The 25,419-nt window shown below is 41.5% G+C and carries 14 protein-coding genes; 6 read left to right on the forward strand and 8 right to left on the reverse strand.

The features are described from left to right. Position 1: 1 nt before the first annotated feature. The 6 genes from HMPREF1212_RS18835 to HMPREF1212_RS18860 all read right to left on the reverse strand — a co-directional run bounded on the left by HMPREF1212_RS18835 (position 2) and on the right by HMPREF1212_RS18860 (position 12,856). Complete coding sequence (locus HMPREF1212_RS18835) at positions 2-2,416, reverse strand: hypothetical protein (protein WP_157317067.1); 2,415 nt, start codon at positions 2,414-2,416, stop codon at positions 2-4. A gap of 100 nt (positions 2,417-2,516) precedes the next feature. Further along, positions 2,517-4,184 (reverse strand): RagB/SusD family nutrient uptake outer membrane protein, encoded by a 1,668-nt coding sequence (locus tag HMPREF1212_RS18840; RefSeq protein ID WP_046150670.1) that lies wholly within the window; start codon positions 4,182-4,184, stop codon positions 2,517-2,519. A 20-nt stretch (positions 4,185-4,204) separates the two neighbouring features. Further along, a complete protein-coding gene (locus tag HMPREF1212_RS18845; protein ID WP_232430160.1) occupies positions 4,205-7,495 on the reverse strand; it encodes a TonB-dependent receptor in 3,291 nt (1,096 codons plus the stop codon). Between the two features lie 317 nt (positions 7,496-7,812). Further along, positions 7,813-8,847, reverse strand: a complete 1,035-nt coding sequence (locus HMPREF1212_RS18850; RefSeq protein ID WP_046150671.1) for a FecR domain-containing protein — start codon at positions 8,845-8,847, stop codon at positions 7,813-7,815. 62 nt (positions 8,848-8,909) lie between these two features. Continuing rightward, the gene (locus HMPREF1212_RS18855) at positions 8,910-9,488 is read right to left on the reverse strand and encodes an RNA polymerase sigma-70 factor (RefSeq protein ID WP_046151234.1); all 579 of its coding nucleotides are present in this window, start codon (positions 9,486-9,488) and stop codon (positions 8,910-8,912) included. 311 nt (positions 9,489-9,799) lie between these two features. Then, a complete protein-coding gene (locus tag HMPREF1212_RS18860; RefSeq protein WP_046150672.1) occupies positions 9,800-12,856 on the reverse strand; it encodes a DUF6383 domain-containing protein in 3,057 nt (1,018 codons plus the stop codon). A 660-nt stretch (positions 12,857-13,516) separates the two neighbouring features. On the opposite strand from HMPREF1212_RS18860, the gene HMPREF1212_RS18865 reads away from it, so the two are divergent. From HMPREF1212_RS18865 to HMPREF1212_RS18890, 6 genes are all read left to right on the forward strand, one after another. Then, positions 13,517-14,155: an HU family DNA-binding protein gene (locus HMPREF1212_RS18865; protein ID WP_046150673.1), complete on the forward strand. Its 639-nt coding sequence runs from the start codon at positions 13,517-13,519 to the stop codon at positions 14,153-14,155. 2 nt (positions 14,156-14,157) lie between these two features. Continuing rightward, positions 14,158-15,144, forward strand: coding sequence for a GSCFA domain-containing protein (locus tag HMPREF1212_RS18870; protein WP_046150674.1), 987 nt, complete (start codon positions 14,158-14,160; stop codon positions 15,142-15,144). Positions 15,145-15,147: 3 nt separating this feature from the next. Further along, on the forward strand, positions 15,148-17,613 hold the full coding sequence (locus tag HMPREF1212_RS18875; RefSeq protein ID WP_046150675.1) for a bifunctional UDP-N-acetylmuramoyl-tripeptide:D-alanyl-D-alanine ligase/alanine racemase: 2,466 nt from the start codon (positions 15,148-15,150) through the stop codon (positions 17,611-17,613). A 56-nt stretch (positions 17,614-17,669) separates the two neighbouring features. After that, a complete protein-coding gene (locus HMPREF1212_RS18880) occupies positions 17,670-18,527 on the forward strand; it encodes an enoyl-ACP reductase FabI (protein ID WP_046151235.1) in 858 nt (285 codons plus the stop codon). Between the two features lie 115 nt (positions 18,528-18,642). Further along, entirely contained in the window at positions 18,643-19,248 is a 606-nt protein-coding gene (locus HMPREF1212_RS18885; protein ID WP_028727195.1) for an L-threonylcarbamoyladenylate synthase, read from the forward strand. Positions 19,249-19,300: 52 nt separating this feature from the next. Further along, on the forward strand, positions 19,301-20,557 hold the full coding sequence (locus HMPREF1212_RS18890; protein WP_046150676.1) for a hypothetical protein: 1,257 nt from the start codon (positions 19,301-19,303) through the stop codon (positions 20,555-20,557). Between the two features lie 91 nt (positions 20,558-20,648). On the opposite strand, the gene HMPREF1212_RS18895 is transcribed toward HMPREF1212_RS18890, so the two are convergent. Further along, positions 20,649-22,304 (reverse strand): SusD/RagB family nutrient-binding outer membrane lipoprotein, encoded by a 1,656-nt coding sequence (locus HMPREF1212_RS18895; protein ID WP_046150677.1) that lies wholly within the window; start codon positions 22,302-22,304, stop codon positions 20,649-20,651. Positions 22,305-22,316: 12 nt separating this feature from the next. Next, positions 22,317-25,349, reverse strand: a complete 3,033-nt coding sequence (locus HMPREF1212_RS18900; RefSeq protein ID WP_046150678.1) for a SusC/RagA family TonB-linked outer membrane protein — start codon at positions 25,347-25,349, stop codon at positions 22,317-22,319. Between the last annotated feature and the right edge of the window lie 70 nt (positions 25,350-25,419).

Raw genomic sequence — 25,419 nt, forward strand, 5'->3', positions numbered from 1 at the left:
ATCATTTAGAATATATAACCATTTTCTTCTGAACATAAGGAACAGGATAAGCTGATAGCCAAACCTCCGGTTTAAAATTAAGGTTATCCTTATCATATCCCAAAACAAAAACTTCAATCTTTTTATTCTTCATATCACTTTTAAGTGGGAAATAATAGGTATAATTCGATGATGATTTAGAGTTTACATACTCCCAGGTATTCGATGGGTATGAAACAGCTCTTGAAGGAGAGCCAACCAATTTACCATCTATTTTTAATGCAACATAAGCACCCTCCACTCCATGCTCTCCATTTAATGCAACAGATAAATAACTATTTGCAGCTATTTCATCCAAAACAAATGAAGCAGTTTGTATTTTCTCACATTTCATTTTTTTTGAATCAGCAAATAAATTATTTACACGAAACATCTCATCATTTATTTTATTTCCATCTGCATAAACCTCTATTTCTGATATCGCTTGCGGGAAGTGACTCATCTTAAAATAACGAAATGAGTCATTTATAGTGGCAGTCATACAAGTACCGGACAACATCGTTATCGTTTCCCAATTCTTCAGATCGGATGAGATATCAGCAAATACACCCTCTTCTATTAAAAGAGGCTCCATGGAAAATGTATTATTCATTCTGAATACAATACTATCCACATGCAATACATCTCCTAAATCCAAGCGAAAACAACCTCCTTTAATCCGTTGTTCCAATGCATATTTATGAGTTGGCCAAAAGCCTGTCCTCATATCTCCATCAAAAAGATAACGATCCCAACAACCTCTGTCAACAAAAGCGTCCTGTTCCAAAAAGGCTTTCCGGGTTAATTCTACTTCTTTAATCATTGTTTTTCCAGAACGTTCTAAGGAACGAATTTCCAATGCATTATTATCTGCAGCAAAAACAGTTGCTTCATAAAGAGCATTTACATCTTCATCCGTTTTTAAATCAGAAAAAGCCGCCAATCTCCGATGATAATTGCTTCTGAGTAGTTCTCCTTCAAAATGAACTTTAGCAGACTTACCCTGAGCTAATTCTAAAACCTCATTACCACCAACAAGCACTCTTTTTGCTTTCATTTTATCCGGCAATCTTATCTCTGCATCAGTTCCCGGCATTCCTAATAAATTAATCTCAACAGGCTGTCCCTCTATATTTTTAACCACTTCAAAATCGACACCTTCTACCCCCGGCTCTGCATAAGTATCATTTGTTGAAACATAAAGAAGTGCAGAGCGAAACGGCGGGACTGTCAATTTGACTTTTTCTCCCACCTTGTAAATACCCATAATTCTTTCCACAGGATGGAAAAGCCGGACAGTTGCAAAACTGCCTTTTATCAATCCTATTTCATCATCAAGACTGATAGAATATTCTTTATCCGTCCATTCCAAATTTCTCAACGTGATCAATCTCGTAGAAGCATCACCTCTGGAAACGGGATAAAGTCCATAAGATTCAGGCAATATAATAGCATTGGTAAGAATTTCACCGAATTTACGATGCAAATTATAGATACGAGCTAATTTAGGAAATTCCTTATCAGATAAAAACCATGGGTTTCCATATATTTGAGGAGCTAAAATCATTGACCGGTTAAAAGCCTGCAAAACCAAATCATCATCCCAGTAGTCCAGACAAGAAGAAAGACAAACTCCACAATCTTCCACCAATCTCTTCATTTCCGGAGGAAGTCCTCTCATTAATGCACCTGCTCTATTATGAGGAGCTGTCATTCGGTTTGAAGTAAAGACATCAATATACGTTTCTTGTCCTTCCCATAAAAAAGTTGTAGTATAAGGCATTCCCTTTCCCAGTTTGAGACGATGGTTAAGAACAATGAGATCTGGTGAATATTGCCGGCATCCTTCCATCATTTCCACAAAATCATCAACTTTATCCGTCCGTAATTGTCCACACACAGCATCAAATTTAAACAAAGCCCACTCATAATCCTTACATAAGGAAATCATCTCTTTCTTTCGTAATTCAGCACTTTCCTGTGTATTACCAAAACCATCCGGGCCACCCCAGCATCCAAATCTTATCTGAATATCTTTTGCTTTCTGAGACACAGCCTTCAAGCCGTTAGGGAAATTACGGGTAAATCGGTCTGATTTCATCGAACCATAAAAGTTTTTACCATCAATCAAACCTGCATCAAAAGCATAAATATCCAGTTTCATTCCATACACTTTATTCAACCAGGCAAAAAAGTCCAGATTTATTAATGTTTGCTTCTCATTAGCTCCTTCATTGGTATTATTAATCCAAGTTGAATATTGTGCTTTCGAAGGGGTATGTTCATTTATTTTTTGGTGTCCATCTGTTTGGGCTATTATATCGAAACACAGACATAAACTTCCTAAAAGGGAACAGCAAGAGATCGATATTAATCTTATTGAAAAGTTATTCATCATAAATCAAATATAGAAAGGTTATAAAAAAATTCGCCTAACACACTAAGGAGTTGTAACAAAGATAATTATTTTCTGTTACAACTCCTTGATCTCTTATTATTTACTTCCAACCGTCATTCTGAATAATACGACCTTTATTCAAGTCGATTTCAGCTTGAGGTATCGGCCACCAGAAATCTCGAGCTATGTAGGCTTCTCTCTCAGCCGCGACATGAACTTTGTGAGTTGGCGTTCCACTTGAGAAATCACGATATTCTATACCCTCTATCGGTTTATTCATCACGTCCAAAAGAATATTCCATCGACGGATATCATAAAAACGAAGTCCTTCCTGAGCCAATTCAATGCGTCTTTCATTACGTATTAATTCCAACAGGCTGCCATTATATTTTTCAACAATGACTTTATCAATATCATTCGTATTACCAGCACGATCACGAATTATTCGAAGCATACTTTTAGCTTCATCTATACTACCGCCAGTTTCCACCAATGCCTCAGCTCTCAATAAATAAGCTTCAGCATAACGAAAAATGATAAAAGAATTGTAAGTAGTCCATGTTTCCGGCTCCTGATAATATTTTTTCCATGAAAGGCCAGTTGGTGTTTTATTCCATTCACCACCCCCACCTTCAGCCAATACATCGCCTACACTGACTTCTTTATCCTGTAAAGAGCCATAATCTTTATTCGGATCAAAGAAAGTCTTTCCATCTCTTTCTACAACATTATTCGGAATAGAGTTAAAATACTTTCCTCGCATTTCCATACCCGGAGCATAAATTGTCTCATAAAAACGCGGATCCTTATGTAAATAAGGCATCTTTTCATTCCTTTCTCCTATATATTCATACGCATCGGCTAATGCTTTTACCGGAGTGGTTACACAATAACCACCAATCGACTGATTGTACCAATCACCCCAGCCATTCTTCGAGTCCAGCGAATATCTTTTAACCAACATCACTTCATCCAACGTTTCACAACCAGACACAAACAACTCACTATAATCAGCTAAAGTTGGAGCTGAAGCGACCAACTGACTCGTCTCATCCAAAGTTATCTTAAAATAAGACTTATCATTCAAATAGCCGGCAGCAAATGCCGCCGCACGTGCCCGAAGTAAACGAGCAGCAGCCTTTCCCATCTTAGACTTATTAACAGCCTTTTCTGGTAATCCCTGAATTGCTTTTTCCAAATCGTCAAGAATAAAATCAAATACTACTTTTGTATCCTGTATCTGTTCTATATTTTCACTCTCTGCTACCGTAGCAGGATTTTCTGTATAAAACATAATATGGCCAAAAATAGAAACCAGATCCAGATAGAAATAAGCACGCAATGCCTGAGCTTCCCCCAATACTTGGTTACGATCGGCATCATTTTCTCCTCCAGGCCATTCATATTTGTCAATATTATTAATAACATTGTTTGCACGCTGAACAGACACATATCCGTTATTCCATTTATCTGCAGGAAAAGAAGAGGCTGTATTACCTATTCCACGCCCTAAATCATACCCTCTATTCCAACTGTGAGTAACAAGACCATTATCAGTAACAGCATCCATCCACAAATCATAATTATTAACATTCAGTCGCTGATATAAAGCATTTAATGCCTTATCATAATCTTCAGCAGACTTAAAATAGCCACTCGCTGTAATAATACCTTCCGGTTCAAGATCAATATTACTATTACAACCGCCAGATATATAAAGCACTAAAGAAAATACTCCATATAATAACGCTTTCTTATATATTTTCATAATACTCATTTATTAGTTAGTTAAAATACAATATTCACGCCAAAATTGATAATTCTCAACGGAGGAAATGCTGTCATACGGCCACTGTCGGCCTCCGGATCTAAGCCCTGATCCATACTACTGATCGTAAAAAGATTAGAACCTGATACATACAATCTCAATTTACTGACTCTCAACTTATCTGTAAGATTATTTGCAAATGTATAACCCAGTTGTGCATTCTTCAGACGAAGATAATTTACCTTTTGGAGGAAGAAAGAATTATAAGTGGAAGCATTCCGGTTATTGGCAGCCTCCAAACGAGGCATTTTTGCATTACCATTTTGATTTTCTTCCGTCCATCTGTCGCGGAAATGAATGCCCGTATAAGTTTCGTAGCTTGGTCCTTCAATCCACTCACCATACATAAAGCGATTGGCACCACTCGAACCTTGAAATAACAAAGTCAAATCAAACCCTTTATATTCAGCACCAATATTCCATCCATAGGTAAACTTCGGTATATTGGAAGTGAATACTTGACGATCGTCCGGGTCAATGGTCCCATCTTTGTTGGCATCTACCAGTTTAACATCGCCTGCATGTAGATCTGACATACCACGAGGATCTGATTTATATTTAGCTTTATATTCCTCCAGTTCTTTCTCATTAGCTATCAAACCATCAGCCTCATAAATATAAAAAGCATTCAAAGAAGAACCCACACGTTGAATTTTCCATCCGTCGATGTTATCATCATCACCACCTCTATCTATCCACCGGTTCTTGTTGTAGGCAAAATTAACAGACGTATTAAATGTCACGTCACCAAATGTTTTACGATAACCTACCATCGTTTCAATACCCGAGTTACGAACAATTCCCGCATTCTGTTCCGGAGCATCCAGACCTATAAATTTAGGAATACCCAACGCCAGCAAAATGTCTTTAGTATCTTTCGTATACCAATCTAACTCACCATAAATAGAGTTATCCAGAAAACCAAAATCCAAACCAATATTTGTCTGCTCCACAGTTTCCCATGTCACATTCGGATTAGCCATTTGTTTTTGAAAAACGGATGTTACTAAATTTCCATCCATTATCACTTTTTCCGAATTACTTACTTTTTCCGTTGTATATTGAGGCATGTACATGAATGCATCAATGCGTTCGTTACCGGTCTGCCCCCAGGATGCTCTTAATTTTAAATTATCAATAAATCCCAGGTTCTTAATGAAACCTTCTTCGGACAAACGCCATGCGGCAGAGAAAGATGGAAATACTCCCCATTTATTCCCTTTTGCAAAACGTGAAGAACCATCCGTACGAATATTGGCCTCAAATAAATATTTATCCATGAAACCATAATTTACACGCCCAAAGAAAGAATTGATACCCCAACGCTCCGGATAACCTTCTGCAAACTGATTACCGGCCGAACCAAGGGTAACATCCGGTAATTCGTCAGAAATCAAATCATTACGCCGAGCCATTGAATAATAATTACGATAAGAAATCTGTTCCATACCATATAACAAAGCTAAGTCATGCCTTTCTGCAAAACGTTTTTTATAATTTGCCAAAAAACGTAAAGTCATCTGGTAGCTGTTATTGCGTTCATCCTTCACTCCGTTCGGATTATTACGTTGTGTAATCAGTTCACCAGCTTCATTATAATATTTATGATTCTTATAATGAACTTTTCGTCTGTCCCATGAACCGTTCAACGAAGCCATACCTGTAAACACTAAATCTTTAACCGGTTCAAAATCCGCCTTTACCTGTCCATATACAACATCATTATTATAACGGTCTTCACCTACTACATTCAAATCGGTATAAGACACAGGATTCAAATTTTGACTATCCAATGCATAGTCACCATTTTCATATTTCACAGGAGTTGTCGGACTCATACTCCAGGCGCGATACTGAGCATCTCCTAAGCCTTCCGGCCAAAGACGATCAATATGACGATACGTCACATCGCTACTAACCTTCAACATTTTACCTATATTCAAGTCTGTATTTACACGATAACCGTAACGTTTATACTCCGTATTCTCTGTTAAACCCGGTTGATCGAGATAATCAAACGAAACCAGATAACGTCCTACTTCACTACCTCCTGTCAGATTCAGAGTATGTTGGGTAATATAATTACTACTGAAAACCTTATTCGGATAATCAACATAAGCATGCCCATATAGATCTGATCCTTTTTCTGTCATAAGCATATCTTCTTCCGAAAACTTATTTACACCACCAGCATTAACCAATGCTTCATTTACCATTGTCATATATTCGCGGGAAGAAACCTGTTTTGCTTTTACAGCTCTGTCCTGGAAACCGATCGAACCATCATACGACAATTTCACTTTCCCTTCTTTTCCACGCTTGGTAGTAACCAAAATGACTCCGTGAGCCGCACGCGAACCATAAATAGAAGCTGATGCAGCATCTTTCAAAACAGAGATATTATCGATTTCAGAAGAAGGGATCTGACTTAAAGACATTTCAATACCATCAACCAATACTAATGGTTTTGCATTTCCTGTCGTACCGACACCCCGCAGATAGATTTCAGGATCATCACTTCCGGGAGCTCCACCACGGTCGACAATCGTGATACCCGGACTTAATCCTTGTAACGCTTTTGTGACATTAACTACCGTCATCTTATTCAATTCATCGCCTTCCAGTTTTGTAACGGCACCAGTAGTAGTCACCTTACGCTGAACACCATAACCGACTACAATGACTTCACTCAAGGCCTGTGTATCCTCCGATAGTTTTATAGAGAGGAATAATTGATCTTTAACAGTGACCTCACGACTCATATACCCGATATAAGAGATTTGCAGGACAGCTCCTGCATTCACATTGATGGAAAACTTTCCGTCCAGATCAGATATTATGCCATTAGTAGTACCTTTCTCTATCACATTTGCTCCGATAATCGGATCCCCATTGGTATCTGTAACAACACCCGTTATCCGAATCGATTGTTGAACAGACATAAAAGCCTCTTTTTTATTCAAAACGATTTGCCGGTCACTGATCGCATAAGAGATTCCGGCATCTTTGAATAAGTTATCCAGAACGTCTGTGATGCTCCCGTTCGTAGCCGAGACATTCACTTTATGTTCCACATCTACTATTTTCTTATTGTACAAAAAACGGAACTCCGTTTGCTCTTCGATACGGTTCAATACATTCTCAATCGTTGTATTATTCATCTGGAGTGTCAACGTAGCAGATTGGGAATAAGTAGCCGAACCAAAGACCTGTGTTACACTTAGAATTAAAAATAACAGATAAAATCTCATAACATGAAGAATTTTTAGGGCAAAGCGATGCCTTTCGATTTTTTTATCCGGAATGGAATTCATACTTTTGTTTGTTTAGTTAGAAAATAAGGTTGCTTAAAAAACTTTTTTTAGAGCTAAACTTTTGAAAGGAAAGGTCTCGTACACCTTTCCTTTTTTATGTTTTAGCCACCATTGATCTTAAATTGCATAAGTCACTCCATAGGCAGTAGATTTTTAATGATTAACAATATATTTCAGCTTAATACATAACTAAGACGTTTCAGCTGTTTTTTACCACATCCGAAAAACCACTTTTTTTGAAATAACTTTGATTATTATTTCTTTACTCTATAAACTTCTATCTTCTGCTTGTTGTACGCACTGTTTGAGTTCACAGTCCGTTTGCTGTGTTTAAAGCGGATGGGGGCACTCATTTCCAGCAATCGCAATATTTCATCCAAGGGTTCATACTCGAACGTTGCACGATAGGGAGCATTTGCCAGGGTGGCATCTTTGAGTTCTATATCTACATTAAAAGTAAGTCCCACTCGTTTGAATACATACCACAAAGGATCATCACGAAAGATCATCAGACCATCTTTCCAGGCATACCATTTATAAGGATCCGTATGGGTGATCAGACATTGTTTGGTCAGGTTGTTGAAAGAAGCACGTTCGCCTGGAACCATTGCAACGGGAGAAGAACTCCCGAATGCAACATCGATCTTTCCATTTGCCATCGTCACAGAAGTAATAGAGTCGGTTTTATAGGCCTCGATATTAAAAGCCGTTCCGGTAGCTCGAAGTGTGATCTGCTCTGTTTTTACGATAAAAGGATTCTCTTTATCCGAATGGACTTCAAAATAACCTTCCCCGCTCAGGAAAACACTCCGTTCACCCTTCCTGAAGGTTAAAGGATATTTCAAAGAACTTCCACCATTTAGCCAAACATTGGTTCCGTCAGGCAAACGAACTTCCGAGAAGGTTCCATGAGGAGATTTCACTTCCTGGTATTCGACTGTATCGTATAGATTGTTATCCTTGTTCAGATACAGATAAGCACTGATAATCAGTAAAGGAATAACAAGTATAGCAGCTATGCGTTGCCAGTAAACCAATAAAATACGGGTAATATTCCTCTTTGTGGCTTCGATATTTGCCAAGATATTTTTTTCGGCTGCATATACGTCAATCTCAGAGGGATTAAAAGGCGGATTCATAACCTGCCAGATATTACGCATTTCCTGAAAATGCCGGTTATTCTCAGGAGATAGTTTTACCCAATCCTCCAGTTCACGACGTTCTTCAACTGTCGCCTTACCAGATAGGTAAGCGGTTATGATAGGTTGTATTTGATCTTTATCTGTCATCTCTCTTCATTATAGTATTAAGACGTTCGGGAAGCAAACTTCCACATTGCTTATAACGTTTTTTAGTGAAAACCAATTGAAAGTAATAACATAAAGAAATCTTTCAACTGTTTTCGCAAAATCTCTAATGTTTTACTTACCCGAACTTCCACTGTTCGCTCCGATACATTCAACTTCATTGCTATTTCTCTATATTTCAGCCCCTCAAAACGATTCATTTCAAAGGCTTCCCGGTATTGTTCAGGCACCTGTTCAAGAGCCTGATGAAGGTGATCGTGCAAATCGGAATATAACATATAGTTTTCCGTATCATAACAATCCAGTACTGAATTTTCATATTCCGACTCATATTGACGGACGATTTCCTGATGACGGAACGCATCGAAACAGCTGTTACGAACCGATTTCAGCAAATAAGATTTCAAGGATGTTTCTATTTGAATGATCTTTCTGTCGTTCCACAGCTTCAGAAAGATCGACTGTACAATATCCTCGCAGGCACTCTTGTCTTTGATAAAGTTACCACAGAATAAAACAAGATCAGTATAATAGGTACGGAAGAGTAATGAGAAAGCCTCCTGGCTATCTTGTTTCAAAGCAGACAGAACAAAGTATTCTTGTTGTATATCAGGTTTTCCCATATCAGACCCGGGCATTGGAACATCCTCCCATGCGGCTAAAATAGTCACATTTTTTCACTTCCACCACAAATATGGCAATAAAATCACTACAACCAACAAAGCCTCTACGACACAAAGATCGCAGAGGCTGTTTTTTTCTGTATTCCTTCCTCACGGGAGAAATTACAGTAAGAACTTTATTTTATTACTTAATATTAATAACGCCACTTATTCCCCTATCGCAGGTTACTGAGTGGCTCCTCGAAGGGAGCCACCACGCAGCATCATTTTAGAATTATTTGATTACATTTTAATCAAATGTCTTGAATATCTTATTTAACGATTGCTTTAACAGCAGCTTCACCTTCTACAGCTACAACAACTACACCAGCAGGAACAGCGATTTCTGCATTATCAGAAGAAAGAACTGTGTTAGCAATTGTCTGACCAAGTACGTTAGTGATAACAACTGTCTTATTAGCTGCACCGTTGATAGTAACTGTTCCGTTACCAGCAACTACAGAAACTGTCTTAGTAGAAAGTCCAGGTTCGTTTGCAGTCGGAGTTTCAGAAGTCTTTTCTACATTGAAGATTTCTGCTTCGTTAGCTGCATCACTAAATGCTGCATAAGAAATTACAGGAACACCATTCTGGATTTTCACCCAACCACCTTGCATAGGAGCAATCATTTGACCATCTGTCTCAGCTGATTCAATCAAGAAGTTGTCAGATCCTTCTTCCAATAAACGGAATGAGAATACTACATTCTTGTGAGTGTTGTCACCAAGATATTTCTTTGAAGCCACTGGTAATTTTGTGAAATCTACAGGGTCTGTCAAATCTGCATTGGCACCATCCAAAATATACAGAGTATCTGCTTTGTGGATAGCTTCAACGAATGCTAAACGAACCTGATTGTTCCAGATATAATTTGCATCACGAACTGCACCAGCATAAGCACCATTAACTTTTGCAGAGTCAACCGTATTGATCAAGTAACGACCTCTGATATAGCCATCAGTACCCGGAGTTGCATGAGAACAAGTCCATTTATCAAGCGGGTTACCATCTTTGTCATAACCATGATTATGTTCTAACGGACATGGTTCAGCATCAATACCCGGAACAACATTTACACCAACAGCCAGCATATATTGCGGTTTGATATAACCTGTACCACGGTCTACATAAGCAGTATCAACATAGATAGCACGTTTTGCATCCGGATACTGGATGTTGTTGTTAACGCCTAAGAAGTTAATTTCTTTATCTTTTGAATATACGCTATGAGCATCTTCGAACAACATGTCTGCAGTGTTGTTAACACGGAAGAATTTCAATGTATCAGGATCATCTGATGCAACAGTATTTTCTTTTGTTGTATTGAATCTTCTATACAGAGGAGAGTCGTCAACTTCTACAGAGAAAGCAGAAGTACGAGATTCAGTCATAAGCTGGCTCTTCATCCACAAGTTGTTATCATCTGTACCAACTTTTACTGTATCAGCACCTGTTTTGATGAATGCATAGAACAATGTTTTTTCATCGATTGCTTTCTCATTGTTAGCTTTCAGCAAGAATGTGATCGGAGTTACTTTTTCAGAAACTGCGAAACGGCCTTCTTTGTCTAATACTACGCTATCAGCTTTAGCACCAAAGATTAATTTTGCATTACGAATCTTCAAAGTGTAAACCTTACGATACAAAGGCTTCAAGTCAGCTACTGCTGTTGAAGTATAACCATATGTTTCATCAGTTGCAGATTGTTTCAAAGAGAAACCAGACTTAGCACCAACATACAGGATAGAGTCATTTTCTTCTGTATTTACACCTGCATAATAATCATCAGAGAATTCGTGCAGGTAACGGAATTTGTAACGAGTTACCAACAGGTCTTCATTATCTAAGTATTTATAACCAAGCAGGCTATCACTCTTGATAGCAGAAGTAGCAGCAGTAAAGCTTTCTACGTTAACAGCTTTTGAAACACCCTTACTGTCAACTACAACAGCATATTCATCTTTGTTTGTATCCAACTGAACGCCTACACCTGTAAAGTTTTTAACCAATTTACCAAATTCACGGTTAGTAATATTAATCTTAGATGTTTCTGATCTTTCATTCTGCTTTTCAACTACCCATTGGAATGCCGGCATTGTCCAAACATTTACATTCTTTTCTAAAGTAACCCACTGTACAGTTGAGTCTCCATGGATAGGAGCAGCCAAATATTTACCGTCTGTGCTCTTAATTACATACAAGTCACTAGGAATAGTAGTCTTAGTAGAAGCAGGAGCTTCGCCACAAGTTCCAAATCCTAATTTAATATAAGTAGAAACAGAGTCAGTACCAACTGTCAATACTTTTGAGCTTACTAAATCTTGAACATATACGTGCAAGCTATCACGATTCGTAGACTCATAAGAATCAGCCCAGCTTTTACCATCTTCTTTTATAAGACGTGCACCCGCAACAGTAATATATACACTATCAGAAGTCGGAGCATACTCGAAATGGAATGCATATTTATTTCCGTTAGTTGGAACAGCTTCATCAGCAAGATATGTTGCGGCTGAAGTCGTATCTGTCAACTGAACAAACTTAACACCGGTAGTATTGTTATAAGCACTATCAACACGTAAATACTTACCAGTACTCTTATTTGCCAGAATAACATAGTCCACAGAGCTAATCACAGTATCTTTAATAGCAGTCAACTCATTAGCGAATACATTAGGTTCAGCTGTCTGTTCGAAACTCAACTTAAATGACTCTGATGTAGGATTCATCCCTAACAGCGTATTCAAAGCTTCTTTATCCAAGATCATACGATCCGGTTTTTTCAGTGAATAAGTGTAAGTCGTCAAATTAGAAATCTCACGGGCATGATATTTAGTTGCCACAATATTACCGCTACCATCTCTTTCCAAAGCTACAATTGAGTCAGCAGCAAAATAAGAAAACAAAGGCTTATTATCCTCAACTTCATCAGCATAAGTAGAAGAGAATGCCCAACCGTTGATATCGGCATTGTCACTAAGCTCTAAACCCTGAGACTGTTCAGCCTCACCCAAACCAGTCAGAACATCTTCTGAAAGTTCCAACAGACGAGCTTCTTTTTTATTTGTAAAATCAAACTTTGGAGCTTGTCCCTGGACATAAGTGTCCACATTTACACACCACAAAGTAGAAGCGACCTCATTTGCAGCTACAGGCAAAACTTTAAACACGAATTTACCATTATCAATAGCCAAAACACTGTCTGCAGTGGCATTTGTAATCTGGTACAACTCCTCGTTAGGTCCTAACTCCAACTTAATGTCGGCAGCAGAAGCGACTGATGAAACCAACGCTAAGCCAGCCAAAAGAGTAGAAAACTTTTTGTTCATAATAAATAATTTAATATTAATACTAAAGTGTAATAAGTTCAATTCACAAATGGAACGTCCCACTATGCAAATACATGACGAGTTTAATCGTTCCTTTATTTTAGTCAACAATTTTTGGGGTGAAGTTGATTCGTTCGATTAATATTAAAATTTTTTTTTTCTTTTCTATTCTTTTTTTACAAATGTATATAGATGTAAGTACAAAATTTAAATTGAATCATACGTACCACACACCCCCCTAAATCTAAAGACTAGAAAAAAGGAACGATTTCATTAGTCATCACCCCCATTACCCACACACCTGGTTCACAACCTTTTAGACACCCCCAAAACAATAGATTTTACCATTTATATTATAATGTACGCGTACATCTGTATAAATAACCATTATCCCTTTAACACAGACTATTAGAGTTCTTTTCTGCTAATGCTGCAGAACTAAGAAAAAAGGTCATAACTATTAAGTATTTATATCAGGAGAATTATTACCTTTGGTACGGACTTTTATTTATGTAATACTTACGTTGCATAAAAGAAACGCAAGCCTTACATATTTGCAGACATAGCCTTACATTTACGTAAGACCTGCCTTCCTTTTTATAGATTAGGGAGAAAAATCCTTAGAAGTCATGACGTTACACCTTAAAGATCAGGAAGAAGATGAGTATAGAATATGATCTGTTTGCTAATCCGCCCCAGGAAGGGCAGGAGAAGCCTACTTTACATGCCAGAGCGATCAATACCGAGACCGTCCATACCGACGAACTGGCCAAAATGATCGAAGGCATGAGTACTTTCACGGCGGCCGATATCAAAGGTGCTATCAAGGCGATCGGCGACCGGATGTTTTACTATCTCAGTAACAGCCAAAGCGTGCATCTGGAAGGGATCGGGACATTTTCGGTGACACTAAAATGCAGGCCTGTCGAGAATAAAAAGGATATACGCGCAGCTTCCATCTCATTCAAGAACGTGGAGTTTCGCGCCGATCCGGAGATGAAAAACCGTTTCCGGGGCGTAAGGATCGAACGACGGGAAGGCACCAGCGAGAAGAAAGTGTATACCGACGACATCCGCCAGAAACGCATCTTATGGTATATCAAAAACTATGGGACGATCAATCTGACCGTAGCTGCCAGCATGAATCACTGCACGCGCCAGAAAACCAAGAAAGACCTGGAACAGTTGATCGAGGACAATCAGATACAAAAGAGCTGGTGCGGAAAGCGGGCGTTCTACATCCGGCGGTCGGCCGACCAGAAAACTCCTGAAGCGCCGTCCAACGATTCAATAGAATAAAGATGGAATTATATACCTATATTCCTGTTCCCAAAGCCCCTTTTCTGTTCTCATGTACGGAGCGGATGCTGTTGCTAGGCTCCTGTTTCGCCGAGAATATAGGGACAAGGCTTGCCGGGAATAAATTCAATGTAGATATAAATCCGTTCGGCACGCTGTATAATCCCGCATCGATTGCTGCGGCATTGCGCATGTTGCTGCACCCGGAACGGTTCACTGCCGGGGATTTGTTGCAACAGGGGGGCGTGTACCATAGCTTCGCGCATCACAGCCGTTTCTCTTCCACTTCGGAAAAGGAGTGTCTGGAGAATATAAACGACAGGCTGTTCGCCTCGGCCGGCAAGCTACGTTCGACGGCATATCTGGTAGTAACGTTGGGGACAGCCTACGTGTACCGGCTGAAAAGTTCGGGAGAAGTGGTTGCCAACTGCCATAAACTGCCGGAGAAAATGTTCGACCGTTCGATGCTGTCGGTTAGGGAAATCGTTTCGGAATGGAAGGAGCTACTGCTCTCGTTGTGGGAACAGAATCCGGAACTGAAGATACTGTTTACCGTCAGCCCTATCCGCCACTGGAAAGACGGGGCACATGGTAACCAGCTGAGTAAGGCCACTTTGCTGCTGGCCATAAATGAGTTGCAGGCGGCATACCCCGAACGGATCGCCTACTTTCCGGCTTACGAGATCATGATGGACGAGCTGCGCGACTACCGCTTCTATGCGACCGACATGCTCCATCCGTCGGAGCTTGCCATTGATTATATTTGGCAACGTTTTACGGAAAATTTCTTATCGGATGAAACCAAAGGGATCCTTAAAGAATGGGCAGAGATACAAAAGGCTATTAATCACCGCCCGTTTCAGCCCGAAAGTGATGCCTATAAACGGTTTATCTCGCAAACTTTGTTAAAGATGGAACGAATTAACGAGAAATTTCCTTCCTTTGATCTAACCAAAGAGAAGGAAATAATAAAGTCTAAACTAATGTAAAGAATGGAATACTCAATAAAAGAAATCGTTGGAATTATTGGTGCCAAAGCAAACAACCTGCAAGACAGCACTATCAGCATATTGCTGACCGACAGCCGCCGGCTCTCTTTTCCGGAACAAAGTCTTTTCTTTGCTCTCAAGACAAAGACCAATGACGGACACAGATATATAAAGGAACTCTACAAACTGCGCGTACGCAATTTTGTGGTAAGCGACATGCTCCCGGAGTTCGAGTCGTTGCAGGATGCTAATTTCCTGGTAGTAAAAGATACGTTGAAGGCGCTTCAGAAACTGGCAGCCTACCATCGTAAACGGTTTAATATTCCCGTGATAGGTATCACCGGAAGTAACGGGAAAACGATTGTGAAGGAATTCCTTTATCAGTTGTTGCATAGGGAGTTCAACATCGTTCGTTCGCCACGCAGCTATAACTCGCAACTGGGTGTTCCGCTGTCTGTCTGGCAGATGAGTGAAAAGAACACGCTGGGGATTTTCGAGGCGGGTATTTCACAACCGGATGAGATGGAGAACCTGCGTCCTATCATCGCACCGACCATCGGTATCATTACCAATATAGGGGAAGCGCATCAGGAGAACTTTATCTCCACAACGCAGAAATGCCTGGAGAAGCTTACGCTTTTCAACGACTGTGAAGCGATTATTTATGATGGCGACGACGCCTTTATCTCCAACTGCATAGAGTCTGCCTGCCTTTCCCATAAGGCAATTGCCTGGAGCCGTACGGATTCGGAAGCCCCGCTTTATATCGAAGCCATCGAGAAGAAAGAGAATGAAACGGTTATCCGTTGTACGCTGCTCGGGTTAACCCAGAAGTATGTCATTCCTTTTACCGACGATGCTTCTATCGAGAATGTGATCCATTGCTTGGCCGTCATGCTTTTCCTGAAGCCGACCAGCGTAAACGGCGTGGAAAAGTTCGCACAACTGGAGCCTGTCGCCATGCGTCTCGACGTGAAACAAGGTATCAACAACTGTATGTTGATAAACGATACTTACAATTCAGATATCAACTCACTCGATATCGCCCTCGACTTCCAGCAGAGCCGCCATGTGGATAAGAGCCTGAAATGCACGTTGATCCTTTCCGACATCCTGCAATCCGGCACCTTGCCGAAGTCCCTTTATAAGAAGGTGGCCGACCTGGTGCGCCGTAAAAAGATAGACCGTATCATCGGTATCGGGCGCGACCTGAAGGAATATGGCAGCGTGTTCGATATGGAGAAGGAGTTCTATAATACAACGGATGATTTCCTTAAATCGCCGACATTCAGACAGTTTAAGAATGAACTGATCCTGCTTAAGGGGTCACGCCACTTCCATTTTGAACGTATCTCCGAACTGTTGGAGAAGAAGGTGCACGAAACGATCCTCGAAGTTAACCTGGATGCAGTGGTGCATAACTTCAACTATTACCGTTCGAAGCTGAAGCCGGAAACGAAGATGGTTTGTATGGTAAAAGCTTTCGGATACGGAGCCGGTTCCTACGAGCTTGCCAAGACGTTGCAGGAACATCGTTGCGATTATCTGGCCGTAGCTGTTGCCGACGAAGGGGCGGAGCTACGCAAGGAGGGTATTTCTATCCCTATCATCGTCATGAACCCTGAATTCAGCAGCTTCAATGTCTTGTTTGAAAATAATCTGGAACCGGAGATATACAGTTTCCGTCTGCTGGATGCCATGATAAAGGAAACGGAACGCAGAGGTATCACTTCCTACCCGATCCATATCAAGATCGATACGGGAATGCACCGACTGGGCTTCCAACCGGGTGATGTTCCAGCCATCTGCGAACGCCTGAAAGAACAAAGCGGCGTTACGGCACGCTCTGTCTTCTCCCATCTGGTAGGCAGCGACTCGTCCATCTTCGATGATTTTACAAAGAAACAACTGGAGACATTCAGCGCAGCAGCTGCCGAACTGGAAAACCTTCTCGAATATAAAGTGATCAAACATATCCTGAACTCTGCGGGAATAGAACGTTTCACCGATTACCAGATGGATATGGTTCGTTTAGGCATCGGACTTTACGGGGTAAGTGCTTCCGGCATGAAAGGGCTGCGCAATGTAAGTACACTGCGTACTACCATCCTTCAGATACAGCATGTCCCGGCAGGGGATTCGATCGGTTACAGCCGGAAGACATACGTCGACCGTGACTCGCGCATCGCCATCATTCCGATCGGTTATGCCGACGGGCTGGATCGCCACTTTAGCAACCGGGGAGGCGAAGTGTCTATCGGTGGTAAACGTTGCCCGATCGTCGGCAATATCTGTATGGATGCTTGTATGATCGACGTCACCGACACCAACGCCCAGGAGGGCGACCCGGTAATCGTATTCGGTGAGGAACTGCCTGTTAGCGAACTGTCAGACAAGCTAAAGACGATACCTTATGAGATCCTGACCTCGGTTTCTCCGAGGGTGAAGAGAGTATATTACAGGGAATAATTGCTCATCTTGCACATTTTATGTACTTTTGTGCCGTAAATAAATTAAATAAAGGTATGAGTCATAATTTATTGAAAGGAAAGAGAGGCATTATCTTCGGTGCGCTGAATGAGATGTCGATCGCCTGGAAGGTGGCAGAAAGAGCTGTAGAAGAAGGTGCAATCATTACGTTAAGTAATACACCGGTTGCCGTACGTATGGGCGAAGTGGATGCCCTGGCAAAAAAACTGAACGCAGAAGTATTGCCGGCGGACGCTACAAGCGTTGAAGACCTGGAAATGGTATTCTCAAAATCAGTAGAAATACTGGGAGGTAAAATAGATTTCGTATTACATTCTATCGGTATGAGTCCGAACGTACGTAAGAAACGTACTTATGATGATCTGGATTACGGAATGCTTGAAAAGACGTTGGATATATCTGCCGTATCTTTCCATAAGATGTTGCAGGTAGCTAAAAAGCAGGATGCTATTGCCCAAGGCGGTTCCGTTCTTGCTTTATCATATGTGGCCGCCCAGCGTAGTTTCTTCGGTTACAACGACATGGCGGATGCCAAGAGTTTGCTGGAATCGATTGCACGTAGCTTCGGATATATCTATGGACGCGAGAAGGGTGTTCGTATCAATACGATCTCTCAGTCGCCGACAATGACAACTGCCGGTAGCGGTGTAAAAGGTATGGAGCACCTGCTGGACTTCTCCGATAAGATGAGCCCGCTGGGTAACGCTACGGCCGACGAATGTGCAGACTATTGCGTGATAATGTTCTCCGACCTTACCCGTAAGGTAACGATGCAGAACCTTTATCACGACGGTGGATTCTCAAGTATGGGTATGAGCCTTCGTGCCATGAACCAGTACAGCAAAGGATTAGAAGAGTTTACCGACGAAAACGGTAATATCATTTACGGCTAAAAACCGTAAAAAGCTGACAGATAACAGTTGACAGACAACAGGCACGCGGCTTTCTGCCGACCGATCTCCTGTTTAACTGTCAACTGTCACTTGTCAACTGCCAACTAAAAAAGCTATGTTAATAAAGATCTACCCGGAAAATCCCAATCCAAGGGAAATAGACAAAGTTATCGAAGTTCTCCGCGACGGAGGTCTGGTAATTTATCCGACCGACACGGTCTACGCGATCGGTTGTGATGCCCTGAATGTGCGTGCTGTCGAAAAGATCTGCCAGATGAAAGGTATCAACCCGCAGAAAAGCAACCTGTCCATCATTTGTTACGATCTTTCAAACCTGAGCGAATATGCCAAAGTGAACAACGCGGCATTCAAACTGATGAAGAAGAACCTGCCGGGCCCTTTCACCTTCATTCTTCCGACAAGTAGCGAATTGCCTAAGATATACAAGAACAGAAAGGAAGTCGGTATCCGCGTGCCCGACAATAACATCATCCGTACACTTGTCAAGGAACTGGGTAACCCGATCCTGACCATGTCTGTACACGACGATGACGACATGATCGAATATACAACCGATCCGGAACTGATACATGAAAAGTATGAGAACCTGGTAGACCTGGTGATCGACGGAGGTTTCGGCGGTTTCGAAGCGTCGACGGTCGTAGATTGTACAACGGACGAGTTCGAGATCGTACGTCAAGGAAAAGGAATATTAGAATAGTTTCCGTATTATCCTGATTTATTCTTTATATTTGGAAATAATCAGGAATTATATGAAACAAATCTGCAAACACCTCATTTTGTTAGCCTTATTCCCCCTTTGCATACATGCACAAAATAAGGCTTACCATTTCGACCGGAATGGAATAGACCGTGAAGTACTGGAAAACTATCTGGATCGTTCCATCACGCTCTCCTGCGTATTAGCTCCAGGGAAAAACAGCGAAGAAGTATGTACGGACGATATCCGTATGATTAAAAACACCGGAGCCAAACTGATAGGCCGGGCAATCTTCCGTTGGGAAAACGAACGTATCCTCAACGATCCCGGATTCTGGTCTAAAGCACAAGCTATTGCGCAGGAATTACATGCCTACGATCCGGATATCATCTTTCAGGGATGCCTGTTCGAAGCCATTTCAGAAGATGTTAATACAATCCCTATCCCCGAATGGGTCTTCCAGTCGTACGGTATGAAACCGGAGAAGCGCAATTTTTCTTACAAAGACATGCTGAGTAAAGAAGGTAAATATGTGGATCACTGGCACAAAGGAGGCAGTGTTCCCGATATCAGCCGTACGGAAACCCAGCTATGGTTTCATTTTCTGGCCTGTTCTTATATCAACATCGGTTGCGAGGCTTTCCATTTGGGACAGATCGAACTTATCGGTATGCACGATCCCAAGCGGGAATATTGGGCGAAGGTAATCGACCATATCCGCACCTATGCCGCGACTCACGCCCGCCGCCACTGGGTGCTTCTGGACGCACATACACCGAAAGGCGGAATGCTGAAAGACGGTAAAAGCCTGATCGATTTCAACTCTTTCCCCATGCGCATCTGTGCCATACCGGAAAATGTGAAAGCAGGAGAAGCACAACGGGCTGAATTGCGCGTCAATCATCTGGATGGTATCTACGGAAAGAGCCTGGGATGTATTACGCCCAGTGGATGGACATGCGAATCGTTACCCTACCTGGTGGAAATAGACAATTACGGGAAAGAAGAACCTGTCAACGTAGCCGATACGACATCTTACTTCCCGTGGGGCTGGGATGAAATATCCTGGTACGCCAAACAACCTGAAACATACCGGAACGAATGGCTTTGGTACGTCTGGAACTGGATCAAACAAGCAGACCCGAACGGTCATATCGAAATGCCCGGCTTACGAGGTATCTGCTGCCCGAACGAAACACAAAATACATACCGGGCAAACACCCGTAGCAAAGCCTGTCCTCTGGGATATAATCAGGAAGAAACGATAAAAGCGATCTGGGCTTCCGACACTCCGCGTCCATCTGAATAGGAACAACAATATTACAAAAACAAAAAGGCTTCCTGCTGTAATTGCAGGAAGCCTTTTTTATATTCAATCTATTACAGAACTTCTTTACTAATTAGAAGTTTGCAACGTTTGCTTTATCCCACCAAACACGAGTACCACCGATATCACCGGTAAACTTAGAGCTGGAGTTCTCCTGATTCAAGATCTGGATACCTTTCTGCAACTCTTCATTGTTCGTGTTGATTTCCACTTCTGAATAGATCAAACGACGGATCTGTTCGTCTGTATCGATCGTACCGTTACTGCTGTTTACGCGGTTAGGGAACAGTTTAGGATAACCTGTACGGCGATATTCAGCCCATGCTTCTGTTGACAACGGGAAGTTGGCAATCCATTTCTGGGTAATGATGCGTTGCAGCTTTTCTTCGTTGCTGGCACCATCATTCCATTTTACGGGAACAGTATTCATAGCCTTAATGCTATTCTGAGCATCAACCGGGTCTACAAAATCAATCTGAGTAGTCGTACCATTGATATAGGCATCTATTTCCTCATCAGAGATAGAAGTTATACCGGCATAGACACCTTTGTATTTCAATTCGTTCTTGATAGAAAGACGGATACCTTCTTCATACAGATCCTTGGCACTTCCACCCATATTCCAGCCACGCAAAGCACCTTCTGCACGCAGGAAGTAAGATTCAGCAGCCTTCATTACCGGCATAGGAGTTGAATAAGTACATACTACATTAGAGAAGTTACCCCATTGGTTCGGTTTGTTCGGCAAATTACAGCCACCACGGATACCCAGATATTTAGAGTCTTTAGCAACAACTACATTATCACCCACTTTAATATCGCTTGTATTCTTTGTGAGATAAAGAGCGATACGCGGATCGTTATAACCTTCCATAATGGTAACCAGGTTTGCATTCACACCACAGTCACCCCATTCGAACATACGGGTCAATTCGTTGCTCAAACCCTGGTCGATCAAGATATCCTTATCGGCAGCAGTCAATACACCACCAGCTACAGCTTCTTCGGCTTTCTGTTTTGCCAGGCCCGGATTAGCTTTTACGATACGCATTGCCAAACGCAGTTTGAATTGATTGGCCACCTTCACCCACAATTCACGGTTACCCTGGCACCAGTAATCAAACTGTTGCATATTAGCCACATCGGACGTTCCGTTCTTGAAACCGGTTATCGCTTCATCCAGCAATGCAAACATAGCATTATAAATGCTTTCCTGAGAATCATAGTAGAAAGAAACGTCGTTTCCATCCAGCACAGACTGATAAGCAACAGGGCCGTAAGTATCTGTCATTGTAGACAAGGCATACACCTGAACCACACGCATGATCGCAGCATAATCGACAAGGCCTTTCTCGTCACAAGTCTTGATCAAACGGCGTGTATTGTTGAACATATGCAGGTTAAAGTTTTCATACATACCGCCGCAGAAACCACGGTTCAGTTTGTAATCGACATTACCGTTACCGCCGAAGTTGTGCGGAGTCATGAAATAACCACTAAACAAGTCCGTGCTCAGGTTAGTCCAGAACTGGAACATGTTCTGCTGAGGAGCATAGACGTAAGTGATCGGCTCTACAAACTGAGACTCAAAGGGCAAATTGTCCGGATCTACTTCATATTTATTCGTGTTCAGATCTTCAAAATTATCGGTACAGCCCGTCATCACACCGCCAGCAGCCAATGTAAGAGCTGAAGCGATAGTATATGTCAAAAATTTATTTATCTTCATAGGAACTAAGTTTTAGAAATTAAGTTTTAAATTAAGACCAAAGCTACGAGAGGTCGGCAATGAGAACATATCGAATCCCTGCCATCCGTTGTTTGTAGAAGCAGAAACTTCCGGATCCATCGGAGCATCTTTATAGAAGAAGAATAAGTTACGTCCGATCAGGGAAGCATTCAGGTTCTTACCTGCACCAAACAAGTTACGGAATGTATAACCGAATGACAATTCACGCAAACGTACGTTGGTTGCATCATAAATGTACAAACCATTCGCATACTGTGAGTTGAAGTTTGTTGCACCGACTGTGGAATAGAACTTCTGAGGATCAAAAGATACTCCTTCAAACATGACCTGTCCTGCATCACGTGCATCAGCTGAGCGTTCTGAAACACCCCAACCGTCTAATGTTGCTTCTGTCATCGACATTACCTTACCACCGACTTTAGCATCGATCAGGAATGACAAAGTGAAATCTTTATAATGGAATGTGTTTGTCCAACCCATGTTTACCTTAGCGTTCATATCGCCTGCATATTCCAGGTCGGCAATACCGTCGCCACCTAACTGGGGAGCGCCATTTTCAACAATAGGTTTACCGCTATCGTCTCTTTTGATCTGACGAACATACAGGTCACCATAATGTCCGCCTTCTTTCAGGATCACTTTAGCACCACCGTAGTTAGCCAATGACAAACCGTCAGGCAATTCGTCAACCAATTCTTTAATCTTATTGGTATTATATGCGAAATTAAAGTTAGTAGTCCAGCTGAAATTGTCTGTGAACTGATTATACCAACCTAAAACAACTTCAAAACCGGAGTTTTCCACATTACCGGCATTCACATAACGCTGTCTCAAACCCGTTTCCCAGGGAGCATCGATAGCAAAGAACTGGTTCTTTGTGTTTGTTTTATAATAAGTCAGGTTCACATTCAAACGGTTGCGGAAGAATGTACCGTCGAAACCAACTTCCAGGGAGTTTGTCTTTTCAGGTTTCAATGTCTTGAACGGAGCTTTTTCCGGAGGAGTGATAGAACCTTGATCTTTCAATGTATAACGCAGGTTAGTCATAAATACCGGAACGTCGTTACCCACAATAGAATAAGAAGCACGGAGCTTGAACATATCCACATTCTTACCGAAATCAATAAACTTGTCTAACAAAGCACTTGCACCGACAGACGGATAGAAGAATGAAACACCATCGGTAAATGCCAAAGCAGAAGACCAGTCATTACGAGCCGTTACATCCAGGAACAAACCTTCTTTGTAACCGAACTGAGCTGTTGCGAAAACAGAATTCAAACGTTTTTCTGATAAAGATTCAGACGTTCTGGTCTTATAATAGTTGGCCGGAGAGAAGATATTCGGATAATAAGTATTACCAGTCGGTTTACCGTCGACTACAGAAAACTTGGCACCATCACCAATAATTTCAATACTGGAAGAATTAGTTTTCGTGAAACTGCTACCAGCCGTTACAGACAATGAATAAGTTTCATCCCATATTTTATTATAGCTAACCAATACGTCTCCATACATCTGTTCGCTGAACACACGGTTATCCTTGATCTGTCCCATAGCGTTACGGCCACCGGTACTGGAAGCATATTCATTCTGGATAAATTTATCTTCACCACGTTCGTAACGCAAACGTCCGGCAATGGAAAGACCATCCATAATATCATATTTCACGCTACCACCAAATTCATAACGGTTACGGTCGGATATCGGAGTTTGTCTGTTCAGCATCCAATACGGGTTAGAGAACTGTTCCTGACCCAGGTTTGTCCAGTTCTGAACATTTGTATTCAAGGAAGGATCATACACTTCAAAATTATTCTTATAACCATTCCAGTCTTCCCCTCTCGGGAACAGATAAGCACCGGTAATCGGGTTACCCAGGAAACCGGCCATAGCCTGGTTCTCAATATGCTGGTTGTTATAACGGGCATTTACGTCAACATGCACCTTCTGCCAAAGGTTGAAACCTACTTTTGCCAGTAAGTTATGACTCATATAATCGTTCTTCGGCATAATACCGTTGGAAGCCACGTTTGCATAAGAGAAATAAGAAGAGATATTTTCAGTACCACCAGCCAGAGAGATAGAGTTGTTGGTAGTGAAACCCGGTCTGTAAAATTCTTTTGCATAATTCGGAGCTTTAGAAGACAACTTGCTGCCCCAGCTATAAGTACCTTCATCACTCATACCGTATGAGCTTTGGAACTTAGGCAGAGACATGGCTGTTTCAACCGTCGTATTGCTTGATACATTGATAGCCACTTTGCCTGCCTGAGCCGATTTTGTGGTAATCATAATTGCACCGTTGGCAGCAACAGCACCATACAAAGCAGCAGCAGAAGCACCTTTCAGCAATGTGATCTGAGCAATATCGTCCGGGTTGATCGTCGACATAGCATCACCACCGTCACGCTGGCTACCATATACCATATCCACCTGAGAAGTAGATACATTCATCATCAAAGGCACACCATCCACAACAACCAGCGGCTGGTTGCTACCACTAATAGATTTATTACCACGGAACAAGATCTTTGAAGCACCACCGGCACCCGTCGAGTTCGGAGTGATCTGCAAACCGGCACTCTTACCTTGCAAAGAGTTGATCATGTTCACATTCTTGATTTCATTCAAGTCCTTTCCCCCTACCGTTTGGGCGGCATACGTCAATGTCTTTGATTCACGTTTAATACCCAAAGCTGTTACGACAACTTCACCCAATTGTTCAGAGTCGGAAACCATAGACACATTGATAACGGAACGTCCATTAACGGGTTCCTCAATTGTCTTCATACTAAGATAAGAAAACACCAGTGTAGCTTTACCATCAACCTCCAATGAATAATTACCATCCATATCAGTTACGGTACCGATAGTCGTACCTTTTTGCAGAACATTCACCCCGGCGAGAGGCTCATTCAGTTCTTTGTCCATTACAACGCCGCTTACTTTACTTTGCGCCCATAGCACATTTGTACATATTCCTATACAGAATAGTATCAACATAACAAAGCTCTTCCTCATAAAGTTAGATTGTTTAGATGAGTTAATAATAAAAAATTTCATAATACTTAATCCTAAGTTTAATAAACGA

Origin of the sequence: Parabacteroides sp. HGS0025 (assembly GCF_000969845.1) — a bacterium.
In the GTDB taxonomy this organism is placed as follows: Bacteria; Bacteroidota; Bacteroidia; order Bacteroidales; family Tannerellaceae; genus Parabacteroides; species Parabacteroides gordonii.